This is a genomic window from Pseudomonas sp. NPDC077408 (assembly GCF_050269105.1).
GTDB lineage: Bacteria > Pseudomonadota > Gammaproteobacteria > Pseudomonadales > Pseudomonadaceae > Stutzerimonas.
The window spans coordinates 381,816-398,654 of record NZ_JBNNHS010000003.1 but is presented as its reverse complement, the minus strand read 5'-3'; the positions used below and the strand labels follow the sequence as shown (position 1 = coordinate 398,654).

General features: G+C 60.3%; 11 protein-coding genes. 4 read left to right on the top strand and 7 right to left on the bottom strand.

Annotation, left to right across the window (positions count from 1 at the left end):
• The first annotated feature begins 126 nt into the window (after window positions 1–126).
• The 4 genes from hemN (at window position 127) to ACQKEK_RS11100 (ending at window position 7,194) form a co-directional block, all read left to right on the top strand.
• On the top strand, window positions 127–1,515 hold the full coding sequence (gene hemN, locus ACQKEK_RS11115; protein ID WP_499142628.1) for an oxygen-independent coproporphyrinogen III oxidase: 1,389 nt from the start codon (window positions 127–129) through the stop codon (window positions 1,513–1,515).
• 180 nt (window positions 1,516–1,695) lie between these two features.
• Entirely contained in the window at window positions 1,696–3,339 is a 1,644-nt protein-coding gene (locus ACQKEK_RS11110) for a VRR-NUC domain-containing protein (protein ID WP_499142940.1), read from the top strand.
• Window positions 3,336–5,594 (top strand): ATP-dependent DNA helicase, encoded by a 2,259-nt coding sequence (locus ACQKEK_RS11105; RefSeq protein WP_499142627.1) that lies wholly within the window; start codon window positions 3,336–3,338, stop codon window positions 5,592–5,594. Before ACQKEK_RS11110 ends, ACQKEK_RS11105 begins: the two co-directional genes overlap by 4 nt.
• A gap of 313 nt (window positions 5,595–5,907) precedes the next feature.
• Entirely contained in the window at window positions 5,908–7,194 is a 1,287-nt protein-coding gene (locus ACQKEK_RS11100) for an OprD family porin (RefSeq protein ID WP_241531163.1), read from the top strand.
• Between the two features lie 310 nt (window positions 7,195–7,504).
• On the opposite strand, the gene ACQKEK_RS11095 is transcribed toward ACQKEK_RS11100, so the two are convergent.
• The 7 genes from ACQKEK_RS11095 to kdgD form a co-directional block, all read right to left on the bottom strand.
• Entirely contained in the window at window positions 7,505–8,407 is a 903-nt protein-coding gene (locus tag ACQKEK_RS11095) for an aldose 1-epimerase (protein ID WP_499142626.1), read from the bottom strand.
• 190 nt (window positions 8,408–8,597) lie between these two features.
• On the bottom strand, window positions 8,598–9,527 hold the full coding sequence (locus ACQKEK_RS11090; RefSeq protein WP_499142625.1) for a 2-hydroxyacid dehydrogenase: 930 nt from the start codon (window positions 9,525–9,527) through the stop codon (window positions 8,598–8,600).
• Window positions 9,528–9,566: 39 nt separating this feature from the next.
• Window positions 9,567–10,985, bottom strand: coding sequence for an FAD-binding oxidoreductase (locus tag ACQKEK_RS11085; protein ID WP_499142938.1), 1,419 nt, complete (start codon window positions 10,983–10,985; stop codon window positions 9,567–9,569).
• Window positions 10,986–11,047: 62 nt separating this feature from the next.
• On the bottom strand, window positions 11,048–12,601 hold the full coding sequence (gene garD / locus ACQKEK_RS11080) for a galactarate dehydratase (protein ID WP_499142936.1): 1,554 nt from the start codon (window positions 12,599–12,601) through the stop codon (window positions 11,048–11,050).
• A 202-nt stretch (window positions 12,602–12,803) separates the two neighbouring features.
• Window positions 12,804–14,147 (bottom strand): glucarate dehydratase, encoded by a 1,344-nt coding sequence (gudD, locus tag ACQKEK_RS11075; RefSeq protein WP_499142624.1) that lies wholly within the window; start codon window positions 14,145–14,147, stop codon window positions 12,804–12,806.
• Between the two features lie 122 nt (window positions 14,148–14,269).
• Window positions 14,270–15,712 (bottom strand): aldehyde dehydrogenase family protein, encoded by a 1,443-nt coding sequence (locus ACQKEK_RS11070; RefSeq protein WP_128121998.1) that lies wholly within the window; start codon window positions 15,710–15,712, stop codon window positions 14,270–14,272.
• Window positions 15,713–15,810: 98 nt separating this feature from the next.
• Window positions 15,811–16,722, bottom strand: a complete 912-nt coding sequence (kdgD, locus tag ACQKEK_RS11065; protein ID WP_128121999.1) for a 5-dehydro-4-deoxyglucarate dehydratase — start codon at window positions 16,720–16,722, stop codon at window positions 15,811–15,813.
• Window positions 16,723–16,839: the final 117 nt, after the last annotated feature.

Genomic DNA, 16,839 nt, shown 5'->3' with positions numbered 1-16,839 from the left:
TTCTTGATCTGGGACAGGCCCAGGCAGGCTGGGGAAACGCGATAATTCGCGCCAAGATGTCGCAGGCTGCGGACGGCACTGCCCGACCCAGCCACTCACAATCATGCAATCAAGGTGAAACCCTACATGGACCAAACGCCGAGCTTTAACCGCGCCCTGGTCGAGAAATATGACCGTCCCGGTCCTCGCTACACGTCCTACCCCACTGCTCCCCAGTTCCATCAGGCCTTTGCCATGGACGACTACCGCAGTGCCGCGCAGGCGACCAATGTGGCGGCGGAGCCCAAGCCGCTGTCGGTCTACATCCATATCCCGTTTTGCAAAAGCCTTTGCTACTACTGCGCCTGTAACAAAATCATTACCCACAAAACTGATCGCGCCGTCGAATACCTCGACTACCTCAAGCGCGAGATCAAGATGCAGGCGTCGCTGTTCGACCGCTCGCGCAAGTTGACTCAGCTGCATCTCGGCGGCGGTACACCGACCTACCTCACCAGCGAACAGCTGGCTGATCTGATGGCGACACTGCACGACGCCTTCAACATGGACGACAGCGACAATCACGAATTTTCGCTGGAGGTCGACCCGCGCACCGTTACCCCGGCTCAGGTTCATCAGCTGCGCGAGCTGGGCTTCAACCGCTTGAGCTTTGGCGTGCAGGACTTCGACGAACAGGTGCAGATCGCAGTCAATCGCATCCAGACCGAGGAACAGACCCGAGAATTGGTTCAGGCCGCACGGGATGCCCATTTCAAGTCGATCAGCGTTGATTTGATCTACGGTCTGCCTCTGCAGACCGTGGAAAGCTTCGGCGTTACATTGGACAAGATCATCGACATCCGCCCGGATCGCATCGCGGCCTATAGCTATGCGCATCTGCCAGATCTCGTCCGGGCGCAGAAGCTGATTCGCCCGGAGGATATGCCGCCGCCCGAGCGAAAGCTGGAGCTGTTGGAGCTGACCATTCAAAAACTGACCGATGCGGGCTACGTCTATATAGGCATGGACCACTTCTCCCTGCCAGACGACGAACTGACCCTCGCCCGCGCCAACGGTACGTTGCAGCGAAACTTCCAGGGCTACTCGACCCACGCCGATTGCGACCTGATCGGCCTCGGCATTTCGTCCATCGGCAAGGTCGGCAACAGTTACAGCCAGAACGTGAAGGAGCTTTCGCAGTATTACGCACGGCTGAACGAAGGCATGTTACCGGTGCACCGTGGCTACCAGCTCAGTGAAGACGACCGCTTGCGCCGTGACGTGATCGTTTCGTTGATGTGCCATGGACGCATCGATTACGCCGAAATCGAACAGCGCTACGGTATCGACTTCAAGGCGTATTTCGCCGATTCACTGGCCAAGCTGGACGAGCATATCGCCGATGGGCTGGTGGAAATCAACGACGACGCCCTTGTGTTACTGCCCCAGGGTCAATTGATGTTGCGCAACGTCGCCATGGCCTTCGATGCCTACCTGGGCGGTGAACAGCGCGGCCGTTTTTCCCGCACCGTTTGATCCTCATTGCGCTCACCCAGCCGGCCAACGGTTGGGTTGAGCGCCGCTACTTCAAGGCGCACTCCCGAGCCTACGGTCCGTCACCGCTGATCGTTCAGGCATTGCCAAAACCCGCGGCAACTGTATAAATACACAGCCTTGTGGGCCGCTGTGCCCATGCTCGACCGAACCGGACGTTCGATGCGCCAGGCGCTGGAAAACCCCTTCTATTACCTCGACAACTTTCGCCAAGTGCTCGCCTGGGTTGGTGAGCGCCACGGTGATCTGCTGCACGATCACGAACGCGCGTTTCTCGACCGTTTCCACCAGGTTCCACAAGCGTCGCAGGCCTTGCTGGTGCGCATGGTGATGCGCAAGGGCACGCTGTTTCGTGCCAGCAAGCTGCGCTACACAGAGATTGGCTGCCCGATGCAGGCATCCGTCGCACTCATCGAGCACGGCTGGGTCGAGACTAATCCAATGCTGGATGTGGCTCAGCTATTCGGCTTGTTGAAAAAAGACGAATTGCTTCGTGTATGCGGCAATGTTGCAACCAACGGCCAGCGCAAGGCCGATTTGCTCCAGGCCATGCTGGCCGAGCACTCGCAGCCAAAGCCTTTCGCCAGCTGGTGTGAAGGTTTTGACGATGCAGCATTTGCGCTGGCCATTGGCGATCTGTGCGACCGCTTGCGGCTGATGTTCTTCGGCAACATCCATCAAGACTGGTCCGAATTCGTACTCGCTGACCTGGGTATTTTTCGTTACGAGCGAGTCGCCTTCTCCCCCGCTTCACGGGCCTTCCATGAACGCGCCGATGTGGATGCCTACCTGCATCTGCATCGCTGCCGAGAACGCTTCGAGGCGGGTGACCCCGCTGAAGCGGTCCTGCAGGACATCCCATCGACACCGTACGCCAACGAATGGCTGGAAAATCGCCGCGGCAAGTTGCTGCTGAGCATCGCCAGGCAGTGCGAGCGCAACGGTGATTTGCCCTTGGCGCTGCGCCTGCATACAGCCAACCGCTACCCGGGCGCTCGCGAACGTGCGATCCGCGTGCTGGAGCGTTGCGGCCAACCAGAGGCCGCCATGCGACTGGCGCTGACGGCGCAAGCTGCACCTGAAAGCGAGCACGAAGCCCAGCAACTGCAACGCATCCTGCCGCGCCTGATGCGAACCCTGGGCGAACCCATCACGCGCGGTGTGAGCCTCACACAACCAGAGCGCATAGATTTGACCCTGCCTCGGCCCGAGGGAATGAGCGTCGAACAGGCCGTGCGTGAACACCTCACCCGAAGCGATGCGCCGGTTTACTACGTTGAAAACGCGCTGATCAATTCGCTGCTTGGCCTGCTCTGTTGGGATGTCATCTTTGCGCCGTTGCCCGGTGCGTTCTTTCACCCGTTTCACGCTGGCCCGGCCGATCTCGCGCGACCTGACTTCCATGCTCGCCGTGCAGGATTGTTCGACGAGTGTCTGAGCAGGCTCGGCACTGGCGAGTACCGTGACTGCATCCGCCGCGTGTTCAGGGACAAGTTCGGGCTGCAGTCGCACTTCGTCAGCTGGGGCCTGTTCGACGAGGCGTTGCTGGAGCTGGCACTGGCGTGCATCCCTGCCGAGCATCTGCATGCTTTTTTTCAGCGAATCCTGCAAGACGTACCCAACCATCGTAGCGGCCTGCCAGACCTCGTTCAGCTCTGGCCAGGCGAGCAGCGTTATCGATTAATCGAAGTAAAAGGACCAGGCGACCGGTTGCAGGACAATCAGAAGCGCTGGATCGACTTTGCGTTGCGTCATCAGGTGCCGATCGCGGTCTGCTACGTTCAGTGGTCGGAGGCCGCACCTTGAGTTATCGGGTCGCAGTCCGTGCGTTGTGCGAGTTCACCGCAAAACAAGGCGATCTGGATCTTCGTTTCACGCCCTCGCCTACCGCGCTAGAAGGCATGGCCGGACACGTCACGGTCACGTCGCGTCGCGGCGATGGGTACGAGCGAGAGGTCACGCTCGAAGCCAACTATCACAACCTCACCGTTCGCGGCCGTGCGGACGGTTATGACTCAACGAAGAACCGACTGGAGGAGATCAAGACCTACCGCGGTGACCTCGCCCGGCAGCCGGCCAATCACCGTTACCTACACTGGGCGCAAGCCAAGGTCTACGGCTGGCTGCTCTGCGAGGCACGCACGTTGGAGTCGCTGGAGATCGCGCTGGTGTATTTCGATGTGGTCAGCCAAAAGGAAACCCTGCTGGTCGAAACCTGTACCGCCGAACACCTTCGGGCTTTTTTCGAAACCCAATGTCAATACTTCATCGCTTGGGCTGATCAGGAACTGGCCCACCGAGCCGAGCGTGACCAGGCGCTGCGAAGCCTGACGTTCCCCTACGGTGAATTTCGCAGCGGCCAGCGGCAACTGGCCGAAGCGGTATACAAGGCCGCTTGCACCGGTACCCACCTGATGGCTCAAGCACCGACTGGTATTGGCAAGACCCTGGCTACCCTATTTCCGCAATTGAAGGCCATGCCCGGCCAGCAGCTCGACAAGCTGTATTTCCTCACCGCTAAAACCTCGGGGCGGCAGCTGGCGTTGAATGCACTCGACAGCCTAGCGGGCCAGCAAAAACCTCTCCGAGTGTTGGAACTGATCGCGCGCGACAAAGCGTGTGAGCACCCGGACAAGGCTTGTCACGGTGAATCCTGCCCGCTCGCTCGCGGCTTTTACGACCGACTCCCGGGCGCACGCGACGAGGCCATTACTCGCCCGTTTCTCGATCAGGCGACACTGCGCGAGGTGGCCTTGGCGCATCAAGTGTGTCCGTACTATCTGAGCCAGGAAATGGCCCGCTGGGCCGATGTGGTGGTGGGTGACTACAACTACTATTTCGACCTGAGCGCTCTGCTCTACAGCCTGGCGTTGCTCAACCAGTGGCGCATCGGGGTGCTGGTGGACGAGGCGCACAATCTGCTCGAACGCGGCAGATCGATGTACAGCGCCGAACTTAATCTGCTTACTTTCAAGGGCTTACGAAAAACTCTTCCGGCCGTGTTGAAGAAGCCGATCGAACGCGTGCTACGGTGCTGGGGCGATGTGCACCGCCTGCAGGCAGACGCCTATCAGGTTCTGCCAGGGCTGCCGCAGGTGCTCATCAACGCGCTTCAGCAAGCCGTAAGCGCAATCACCGACTACCTCGGCGAGAACCCGGCGGGGGTGGACTCGGCGTTGCAGTCGGCCTATTTCGACGCTATGCAATTCTGCAAACTGGCAGAGCTGTTCGGCGACCATTCACTGATCGACTGCACGCTGCTGCCAGCGCACAGCCGCAGCAATGCCAAAGCATCTGTCCTTTGCTTGCGCAACGTGATTCCCGCCCCCTTCCTGGCCACCCGCATTCGTGAGGCCCGCTCCTGCGTACTGTTTTCCGCGACCCTGACACCGCAGCGCTTTTACGCCGACACCCTCGGCGTGCCGGCCAACCGGGTATGGGTCGACGTCGAATCTCCGTTTCGCGCGGAGCAGTTGCAGATACGCCTTGCACAGCACATCTCCACTCGCTACCAGCATCGCAGCGCCTCGCTTCAAGCTGTCGTCGACCTGCTTGCCCAGCAGTATCAGACGCGCCCTGGCAACTACCTGGCGTTCTTCAGCAGCTTTGACTACTTACAGCAGGTCACTAGCCTCCTCCGTGTTCAACACCCTGAGCTGCCCTACTGGGAGCAGACGCGAAGCATGGATGAAGGGGCGCGCAACGCCTTTCTTGCGCGTTTCACGGATGAGAGCTGCGGTATTGGTTTCGCCGTGCTGGGCGGTGCTTTTTCCGAGGGCATCGACCTGCCGGGTAAGCGGCTGATTGGTGCCTTTGTTGCCACGCTGGGCCTACCGCAGGTCAATCCCGTCAATGAGCAGATGAAGATGCGGATGGATCATTTGTTCGGCACGGGCTACGACTACACCTACCTCTATCCCGGGTTGCAGAAGGTGGTGCAGGCCGCCGGCCGGGTCATTCGTACAACCGAAGACGTCGGCGTTGTTCACTTGATCGACGACCGCTTCGGCAGACGAGAGATCAGACGACTATTGCCCGCTTGGTGGGGATCTCCGATTTAGCCTCATCGATTTTCCAAGTCGTCACATCTCCCTGCGCTCCAACGGCTGAGCTATTCGATCCAGGGCTTTGCCAGATCTTACCCAGCCAACCCCTTTGAAACGGCACTAGACGAAAGTCGAAGACCCTAACAATTCTTTACAAATTGGATTGACAAGCGATGTTCGGCGGCCATAATCCGATACGTCGTATGACAACTGATAACGTATTTGTTGTTTCGGCAAGCGTCGCTTTATCTGCGGCCACGCTACACCCCCCTCGTCTTGGGCTCTGGCCGCACGGGGTGGACTACTTAAAAAAGGGAGCACAACAACAATGACCCCACGCAATCCTCTGTCTGCCGCCGTTTTTGCAGGCACTCTGTCGCTGGCACTTGGCATTCCTGCCGTTGCTCACGCTGCGGATGGCTTTGTCGAAGGCAGCAAAGTCACGCTGAACGCTCGTAACTTCTACATTAATCGTAATTTTGTCGACCCAGCCTATAACGGCGGCCAGAACAAGGCTGAAGAATGGACCCAGAGCTTCATTCTGAATGCTCAGTCCGGCTATACGCCTGGGCCTGTCGGGTTTGGCGTCGATGTGCTTGCGGGCCTGGCAGTCAAGCTCGACGGCGGTGGCGGCACCTACGGTACAGGTCTGCTTCCGACTCACGGCACCGGTGCTGATCGCCATCCTGCAGATGACTTCGGCCGGATAGCGGTAGCTGCGAAGGCAAAAATGTCGGAAACCGAGCTGCGTGTCGGTGAATGGCAGGTCGTTGTGCCGGTGCTGCGCGCCGATGACGGCCGCTCGCTGCCGCAAACCTTCCAAGGTGGCATGATCTCGTCGAGAGAGATCAGCAACCTGTCCCTGTTCGGTGGTCAGATGCGCCAGAACAGCACGCGCGACGACGCGAGCATGGAAGACATGGTCTACAAAGATGGCCTGAACGGGATTACCGCCACGTCGGACCGTTTCAACTTCATCGGCGGTGAATACACCTTCAATGAAAAGACCAAGGTCGGTCTGTGGCACGGCCGTCTCGAAGACATCTACCAGCAGAGTTACGCTCAGCTGCTGCACGTCCAGCCGTTAGGCGAAGACATGGCACTTACCGCAAATCTGGGCTACTTCACCGGCAAGGACGAAGGCAGCGCCCTGGCGGGCGACCTGGACAACAAGACCTATTCCGGTCTGTTTGGCCTGCAAGCCGGTGCCAACACTTTCTATGTCGGCTTGCAGAAAGTCAGCGGCAATCAATGGATGCGTGTCAATGGTACCGGCGGTGCCTCTGTCGCAAACGACAGCTTCAACTCCGCCTACGATGCAGCGGACGAGCGTTCATGGCAGCTCCGCCATGACTACAACTTCGCTGGCGTGGGTATCCCTGGCTTGGTCCTGATGAACCGCTACATCAGCGGTGACAACATCACGACTGCAAGTGGTGATGAAGGCAAGGAATGGGGTCGCGAGTCGGAACTGGCTTACACCGTACAGAGCGGTGCATTGAAGAACCTGAACATCAAGTGGCGCAACTCCAGCATGCGTCGTGACAGCTCGTTCAGTACGAATGAGTTCGACGAGAATCGTCTGATCATTAACTACCCGATCTCGATTCTCTAAGCGTCACCACCACGCTTGACGCAACACTCCTCGCTCCTGTTGCGGAAACTTTCGCCCGTCTTTGTGACGGGCTTTTTTTTGACTGCCGAACGCCGTGGCCAAGCGTTAGAAGGCCAACAGTTGGGATGTTAGCCGGCGGGTCACACCGCCCTTTTATGTTATGTAACTCAGGAATCGCGAGGCCGCAAAGGTGAGAATGGCGAGCCCTGGCGCTTGAGCGCCTGCCAGCTACCTACGCTCGCTATCCCGTGCGGCAATGAAGAGCTGTTGCTCAGCCAGCGTTTGGAAGAGTGATTCAGGTGCCGGCGGATCAGGCGCGCGCTATCGAAAACCTGCAACTGACCTGCATGGTTTCGCCGGGGTCGAGTGTACGAATGCCGTTCACGGTCGGATCGTCCATGCAAAGGGCATTGTTGGCATGCGAAACCGGCTCGACCGCAAAAAAGCCCATCTCTGCCGGCGGCGTAAACACGACTAGATGATCAAGTGCCTCGCTGGGGTGCATGGTTAGCTGCATTCCTTCGTTCGGCCAGTGAATGGTAACGGGCCCGGTACGCCCAACGAAGCAGTTGTCCAGGCCGGGTTCCTGCAGCGGTGCTTCCGTCGAAAAGTCCCATTCCGTTGGGATGGGCGTCTTCTGTGATGGCAGGTTTCGGGGGTCGTTGCGCCAGACTGACCTCGCACCGAACCGCAACCAGCAAGCGTCCTGCCGGAGGAAATACGGATGCCAGCCAAGCCCGGCGGGCATCGAGCGGTTGTCGATGTTGCGCAGCGTCAGTTGCAGCGCAACGCCACCATCGTCGAGTTTGATCTGGTGCTCGAGTTCGAACGCGAACGGCCAGTCAAGCACGCCCTCCCCCTCGGGCCGATGAGTGAGCGTCAGGCAAAGACTGGTCGGGCTTTGCTCCGTTATCGTCCACGCACGCTTCCAGGCGACGCCGTGAATCGGTAAAGGATGTTCAGCAGATAGGCTGCGCAACGGGTAGCGCTGACCGTCATGCTCGAATGCGCCATCGCCGACTCGATTGGAGAAAGGTGCAAGGACGAAGCAGCCCGTTCGCCGCACGTTGTCCGTGCCGTCCCAAGGGCGCAGCAGATCGATGCCATCGATACTCAGTTGAGTGATTGCACCGCCCAGCCCGGGGCACACCGACAGTCTCAGCGGGCCGCGCAGAAGCTCGACCTCGGTCAGATTCGGTTGAAATTCAGGCATCGCACGGCCTCTTAGGCGAGCCGAATCGCTCGCGGACTTGAATTGAAATGGCGCCTCACGGCTGCGTGCTTGTGGCTCGCGACGTTCGGCGCCCTAATAATGTTGCTCTGAAGTTATCTGACCCAGGCTTTTGGCCAGGGTCATCGGCGACCGAGGCCGCCTATCATCTGAAGCGCACGGGTGTGTGCGCTCAGACAGCCGTCAGCACCTCGCCGCGTTCGAGAAACTCGCGCAGATTGGCCAACAGCAATTCTTCCATAGCCAGTCGAGTTTCCTCGGTGGCGCTGCCGATGTGCGGCAGCAGCACGACATTCGGCAGATCGATAAGGGCTTGAGGTACGTTGGGCTCCTGGGCATAAACGTCGAGACCCGCGCCGCCCAGCCGTCCTTCAGTCAGCGCCTCGATCAATGCCGGTTCGTCCACCACCGAGCCGCGGGCAACGTTGATCAAAATGCCTTTCGGCCCAAGCGCCTCGAGGACGCCTCGATTGATGAGGTTGCGGGTGCTCTCGCCACCAGGACAGGTCAGAACGAGAAAGTCGCTCCACTGCGCCAACTCGACGAGATTGGATTCATAGCCATAGGCACTGCCCTCTACCGGTCGACGGTTGTGGTAGCGCACCTGCATATCAAAACCGCTGGAGCGCTTGGCCACCGTTTCACCAATGCGCCCCATGCCGACGATGCCCAGTCGTTTCCCGCTCACCTGCTTCGCAAGCGGCAGGCCGCCGGAGGGCCACTCGCCGGCGCGTACGAAACGGTCGGCACGGGACATTTGCCTGGCACTGTCGATAATCAGCCCAAAGGCCAAGTCCGCCACGCAATCGTTGAGCACGTCCGGCGTATTGCTCACCGGGATGTTGCGTGCGCGCGCTGCCGCCACGTCGATGGCGTCGTAGCCGACGCCGAAACTGATGATCGCTTGCAGGTTGGGCAGGCGCTCGATCAGCTGCGCCGTGCAGCCGAAACGACCAGAGGTCACCACGACATCAATGCGCTGAGCATGCTGGTTAACCAACGCATCGGCACCCTCCTCCCAGAAACGCAGCACCTCATGCTCCGCGGCTAGGCCACGGTTGAAACGTTCAGTCAGGGGGCCGATCTGGAGTATGCAGGTCACGGTGATTACCTCGAAAAGTGGGAACGCGTGGAGCCGATGTCAGAGCACCTTGCCGGGGTTCATCAGGCCTTTGGGATCAAGCGCTGTCTTGATAGCGCGCATCAGCGCCAGTTCCAGCGGGTCCTTGTAGTGCTTGGCCGCGGCGCGCTTGGCCTGACCCAACCCATGCTCTGCGCTGATGCTGCCCTGAAACCCAGTAGTGGCCTCGTAGATGACGTGCATGATCGCGTCTTGCTGCGCCTGGAAGGCCGTATCGTCAGATCCGACCGGCTTGCTTACGTTGTAGTGAAGGTTCCCATCACCGACATGGCCATAAGCGACGATGCGCACGCCCGGAAACTGGTCGAGCAAGCGCCGATCGGTCGTCTGAATGAACGCGGGAATGCAGCTCACCGGCACGCTGATGTCATGTTTGAGACTTGGACCTTCATGGTTCTGCGCCTCGGAAATCCCCTCACGCATCGCCCACAACGCCGCGACCTGAGCCTCGCTGCTGGCCAGCACAGCATCGGTCACCAGGCCACGCTCCAGGGCTTCGCCGATCCCCAGTTCAAGCAGCTCGTTGAGCGGCGCGTCAGGTTGGGTGTCGCTCAGTTCGATCAGCACATACCAGGGATGAGTTTCGGAGAAGGGATCGGAGCAGCCGCCGGCGTGACGCAGCACGAAATCAACGCTTTGCCGCGACATCAGCTCGAACCCGGTCAGCCGATCGCCACATAGGCCACGGATGATGCCGATCAGCTGCACCGCTGCATGCGCGCTGGGTAATGCAACCCAGGCCGTCGTCACGCTGCGCACCGCAGGATATAGCTTCAGCACGGCTGCGGTGATGATGCCGAGTGTGCCTTCCGAGCCGATGAACAGGTGTTTGAGGTCGTACCCTGTATTGTCCTTGCGCAGTCCGCGTAGGCCATTCCAGATCTGCCCGTCCGGCAGCACCACTTCCAGGCCCAGCGTGAGGTCGCGCATGTTGCCGTAACGCAGCACGGCGGTTCCGCCGGCGTTGGTTGCGAGATTACCGCCCACGGTGCAACTGCCTTCCGCGCCGAGGGACAAAGGGAACAGCCGCCCCACTTCGGCTGCGGCCACTTGTACGGTTTGCAGGATGACGCCGGCCTCGACAGTAATGGTCTCGTTTTCGGTATCGACTTCGCGGATGTTGGTCATGCGCGTCAGGGACAGCACCACTTGAGTACCACTGGCGTCCGGAATCGAACCGCCACACAGCCCTGTATTGCCCCCTTGCGGTACCAGCGCAATGTCGTATTGGTTGCACAGCCGCACTACAGCGGCTACCTCTTCGGTACTGGCCGGACGCACCACCAGTGCGGCTTCACCGCGGTAGGCATTCCGCCAATCGCTCAGGTAGCTCTGCATGCGTTCGGCATCACAGACCATGCCGACGTCACCGACGACCGCTTCGATCTCGCGGATGAAATCATCCGGCAGCGCACTCATCTCGTTCTCCTGCGACTGATCATGGAACAGCGCACCGCTTCGATGCGCTGACATAGCTGGGTTCAGGTGATCGGTGCCGGGTTGAACAAGGTGATGTCGTTGTGGATCTGGTGCTGCTCGGCCCAGGTCTTCTTGCGCCCACTGGCGACGTCCAGGTAGTAGTGGAACAGCTCCCAACCCAGCTCCTCGATACTGGAACGGCCAGTGGCGATACGCCCGGCATCCACGTCAATCAGGTCAGGCCAGCGCTCGGCCAGCTCGGTGCGGGTAGAGACTTTCACGACCGGTGCCATGGCCAGACCGTATGGGGTGCCGCGCCCGGTGGTGAACACATGCAGGTTCATGCCGGCCGCCAACTGCAACGTGCCGCAGACAAAGTCGCTGGCTGGGGTCGCGCAGTAGATCAGGCCTTTGCTGCTGAACCGCTCGCCTGGGCCGAGTACGCCGTTGATCGCACTGCTGCCGGATTTGACGATGGAGCCAAGGGACTTCTCGACGATATTCGAAAGCCCGCCTTTCTTGTTACCCGGCGTGGTATTGGCGCTGCGATCGGCTGCGCCGCGCTCCAGGTACTGGTCGTACCAGTCCATCTCGCGCACCAGCGCTTGGGCCACTTCCGGTGTCTCAGCACGCGAGGTGAGCATGTAGATCGCATCGCGTACTTCAGTGACTTCCGAGAACATCACAGTGGCGCCAGCGCGGATCAGCAGATCCGAGGCATAGCCAAGGGCCGGATTGGCGGTGATACCGGAGAAGGCATCGCTGCCGCCGCATTGCATGCCCAGAATCAATTCTGACGCCGGTACAGTCTCGCGCTGGCGGCGGTTGAGCTTTTCCAGGCGGGCTTCTGCCAATGCCATGATCTGCTCGATCATTTCGTTGAAGCCGGTATTGGAATCCTGCAAACGGTACAGCCAGGGTTCGCTGAGATCGACCGAAGCATCGCCCTCGTGCATTACCTGCTCGGCTTGCAGCTTCTCGCAACCGAGGCTGATGACCAGCGCTTCGCCGCCGAGGTTCGGGTTGCGCGCCAGGTTGCGCACGGTACGGATCGGGATGTAAGCGTCCTTGGCATTGATCGCCACGCCGCAACCGTAGCTGTGGGTCAGCGCGACCACGTCATCGACGTTCGGGTACTTCGGCAGAAGCTCTTTACGAATGCGGGCAACAGCGTGATCGAGCACGCCCGTCACGCATTGAACGGTGGTGGTGATGCCGAGAATATTGCGTGTACCAACCGTGCCATCGGCGTTGCGGTAACCCTCGAAGGTATGACCTTCGAGCGGTTCGAGTCTTGCTGGCACTGCGTCGGACATGGGAAGACTGTCGAGCGGCGGCGCGGATGGCATTCGCAGCTGGGTCTCTTTGACCCAAGAGCCGCGTGCGATGGGTTCCAGCGCGTAGCCGATGATCTGCCCGTAGCGGCGCACAGGTTGGTCGATGGCGATGTCGACCAATGCGACCTTATGGCTCTGCGGTATGGATTCAACCGTGACCAATCCGTCCTGGAACCGAGCACCGGTCGGCACACCGCCATCGTTGACCACCACAGCCACGTTGTCCGCTTCGTTCAAGCGAATGCAACGAGGCGAATCTTGATGCTGAATCAGTTCCACGGTTTCGTTCATATCGGTCTCCGGTCAGGCCGGTTGTTGTTCTGGTCTGGTTCGTTCGCAGCGCGGTAGGGTGGGCTTCAGCCCACCAAGGTGAATCTTCGGGCTGCAAGCGGTGGGCTGAAGCCCACCCTACTCGCCTCCGCGGCCACGGTATTTCCCCTTGGCCGCCCGCTCCGCCCTAACGAGGTTTCTCGCGCTGGTTTCAACGCACCATGCACGGCTTCTTGTTGTTGAACGTCCACTCCGGAATCAGGTACTGCATGGCGATGGCATCGTCGCGAGCGCCCAGGCCTTTGGCCAGGTACAGCTCATGGGCCTTCTGCAGCGCATCTTCATCCAGTTCCACGCCCAGGCCCGCCTTGGCCGGCACAGCGACCTTGCCGCCGACGATCTGCAGCGGCTCGCGGGTCAGGTATTGGCCGTCCTGCCAGATCCAGTGTGTGTCGATCGCAGTGATCTTGCCCGGCGCGGCAGCGGCCACGTGGGTGAACATGGCCAGCGAAATGTCGAAGTGGTTGTTGGAATGCGAGCCCCAAGTCAGGCCCCAGTCGTTGCACATCTGCGCAACCCGCACCGAGCCGCTCATGGTCCAGAAGTGCGGATCTGCCAGCGGAATATCGACTGATTGCAGCTGAACGGTGTGGCCCATTTGCCGCCAATCGGTGGCGATCATGTTGGTGGCGGTCGGCAGACCGGTCGCGCGGCGGAACTCGGCCATCACTTCGCGCCCCGAGTAGCCGTTCTCGGCACCGCAAGGGTCTTCGGCGTAAGCAAGCACGCCGTGCAGGTCCTTGCACAGGTCGATTGCTTCGGCCAGCGACCAGGCGCCGTTGGGATCAAGGGTGATGCGGGCGTCGGGGAAGCGCTCGGCCAGCGCACGAATCGCCTTCACCTCTTCACTGCCCGGCAACACGCCGCCCTTGAGTTTGAAATCCTTGAAGCCGTAGCGCTCGTAGGCCGCTTCGGCCTGACGGACCACGGTCTCCGGAGTCAGCGCCTCGTCGTTTCGCACACGGAACCAGTTATCGCTGGCCTTCGACTCGTCGCGGTAGCCGAGGTCGGTCTTGTTGCGATCGGCGATGAAGAACAGGTAGCCGAGCATCTCGACTTCGTTGCGCTGCTGACCGTCGCCGAGCAGTGCGGCAACCGGCACGTTGAGGTGCTGGCCGAGCAGATCGAGCAGCGCCGACTCGATCGCCGTGATGGCGTGAATAGCGATGCGCAGGTCGAAGGTCTGCAAGCCGCGGCCCGCGACGTCGCGGTCGGCGAATGCTTTGCGCGCCTGGTTCAGCAGCCCATTGAAATTGCCGACCGATTGCCCGATTAGAATGGCGCGAGCGTCATCCAGCGTCTTGCGGATCGCCTCGCCACCGGGGACCTCGCCGACACCTGTGTGGCCGGCGCTGTCTTTGAGAATGAGGATGTTGCGGGTGAAGTACGGACCATGAGCGCCACTCAGGTTGAGCAGCATGCTGTCTTGCCCTGCGACCGGAACCACTCGAAGTTCGGTGATGACCGGAGCACCTTGATTCGTAGAATCGTTCATATGCGTCTCTCTTTTGTTCTTATGGTCCGCGTTGCGGTGTAGCGATCTGTTTGCCGCCGACGCGAACCGCCGAGCCGCTGAGCGACTCGGACGGATTGCGCGTCATGGGATGACTCGGCCGATCAGCCGATGTAGGTGGTCTTCACCGTGGTGTAGAACTCCTGGGCGTAGCGACCCTGCTCGCGTGGGCCGTAGGACGAGCCTTTGCGACCGCCGAACGGCACGTGGTAGTCCACGCCAGCGGTTGGAAGGTTGACCATCACCATCCCGGCCTGGGAATGACGCTTGAAGTGATTGGCGTACTTCAACGAGGTGGTGCAGATGCCCGCCGACAGACCGAACTCGGTGTCGTTGGCCATGGCCAGCGCTTCGTCGTAGTCCTTGACCTTCACCACGTTGGCGACCGGGCCGAAAATCTCTTCGCGGCTGATGCGCATGTCGGCGGTGCTGTCGACGAACAAAGTCGGCGCCAGGTAGTAACCTTCAGTGCCGCAGCTGACGCGCTCGCCGCCGCAGGCCAGGCGTGCGCCCTCTTGCTTGCCGATCTCGATGTACTTCAGGTCCTGATCGAGCTGCGCCTGCGATACCACCGGGCCAACGTCCACGCCCTGCTCCAATGCCGAACCGACCTTGATCTTCTTGATCCGCTCGATCATGGCCTCGACGAAACGGTCGTAAATGCCTTCGGTCACAATGATGCGGCTGGATGCGGTGCAACGCTGGCCGGTTGAGTAGAACGCGCTTTGCGCCGCCAGCTCTACGGCAGTGTTGAGGTCGGCATCGTCCAGAATGATCTGTGGATTCTTGCCACCCATTTCCAGCTGAACCTTGGCCTGACGCCCGACACAGGTCGCCGCGATGCCACGGCCAACGCCGACCGAGCCGGTGAAGCTAACGCCATCGACGCGCTTGTCGTTGACGATGGCTTCGCCGACTTCCCGGCCCTTGCCCATCACCAGGTTGAACACACCAGCCGGGAAGCCGGCGCGAGAGATGATCTCGGCGATGGCCCAGGCGCAACCGGGCACCAGATCGGCAGGCTTGATCACCACGCAGTTGCCATAGGCGAGCGCTGGAGCAATCTTCCACGCCGGAATGGCGATCGGGAAATTCCACGGGGTGATCAAGCCGATCACACCCAGCGGCTCGCGGGTAACTTCGACGCTAACACCCGGACGTACCGACTGCAGCGTCTCGCCTGCCTGACGCAGGCATTCGCCGGCGAAGTATTTGAAAATATTGCCGGCACGGGACACTTCACCGATGGCTTCCGGTAGCGTCTTGCCTTCTTCACGAGCCAGCAGTTTGCCCAGCTCTTCGCGGCGAGCCAGGATTTCCAGACCCACTTTTTCCAGCGCATCGGCACGCGCCTGGATGCCAAACGTGGCCCACGCTGGAAAGGCTTTGCGTGCCGCGGCGATGGCGGTTTCAACCTGTGATGCGTCCGCCTGGGCATATTCGCCGATGACGTCCGACAGGTCGGATGGGTTGATGTTGGCCTGGTAGTTTTTGCCGGCTACCCATTGGCCATCGATGTAGTTGTCATAACGCTGTGCGTCTGCCACGTAACGCTCTCCTTCGTGAGGTCCGCCGCTGGTGCTCGACATGAGCGAGGGCACCCTTTTAAGCGACGGGTGGGGCGAGTGATAGGTCGGGCGTGCTGTTATTGCGCGCCCTGCTTCTTGATCAGCTCGGCGAGCATCTCGTATTCGTCCGGAAGCAGGTCGGTCAGCGGTGCGCGGACGGGGCCGGCGTCATAACCGGCGATCTTCGCGCCAGCCTTGACGATGCTGACCGCGTAGCCTTTGCAACGGTTGCGGATATCAAGATAAGGCAGGAAGAAATCATCGATCAGCTTGCCGACGGTTTCGTGGTCATCGCGAGAAATGGCACCGTAGAAGTCCATGGCCAACTTCGGCACGAAGTTGAAGACGGCCGATGAGTACACGGGTACGCCCAGCGCTTTGTAGGCCGCGGCGTAGACTTCTGCAGTCGGCAGGCCGCCAAGGTAGGTCAGGCGCTCGCCCAGGCGACGACGGATGGAAACCATCAGCTCAATGTCGCCTAGGCCATCTTTGTAACCAATCAGGTTCGGGCAGCGCTCGGTCAGCTGCTCGAGCAGCGGCGCGGTCAGGCGGCAGACGTTGCGGTTATAGACCACGACGCCAATGTTGACCGACTTGCACACCTCCTCTACATGCCGAGCGACGCCTTCCTGGCTCGCTTCGGTCAGGTAATGCGGAAGCAACAAAAGGCCTTTCGCACCAAGGCGTTCAGCCTCTTGAGCGTAGGCGATCGCCTGACGGGTCGGACCGCCTACACCCGCGAGTATGGGCACCTGACCGGCACAGGTATCGACGGCAGTCTTGATAATGTCCGGGTATTCCTGCGGGGTCAGCGAGAAGAACTCGCCCGTACCGCCCGCGGCAAACAGCGCTGTCGCGCCATAAGGTGCCAGCCACTCGAGTCGCTTGATGTAGCCGGCACGGCTGAAGTCGCCCTGCTGGTCAAAGTCAGTGACCGGGAAGGACAGCAAACCAGAAGAGAGGATGGCCTTCAGTTCTTGTGGGTTCATTGTTCGAGCATCCTGTGAAGCTAAGAGTAGATGAAGTAGGGCCTTGGCCTTGGAGATACGTTATCGTACAACTTATGGCTGCGCTACCTCTTTATCGAAGATTATTGCCTCGCCGTC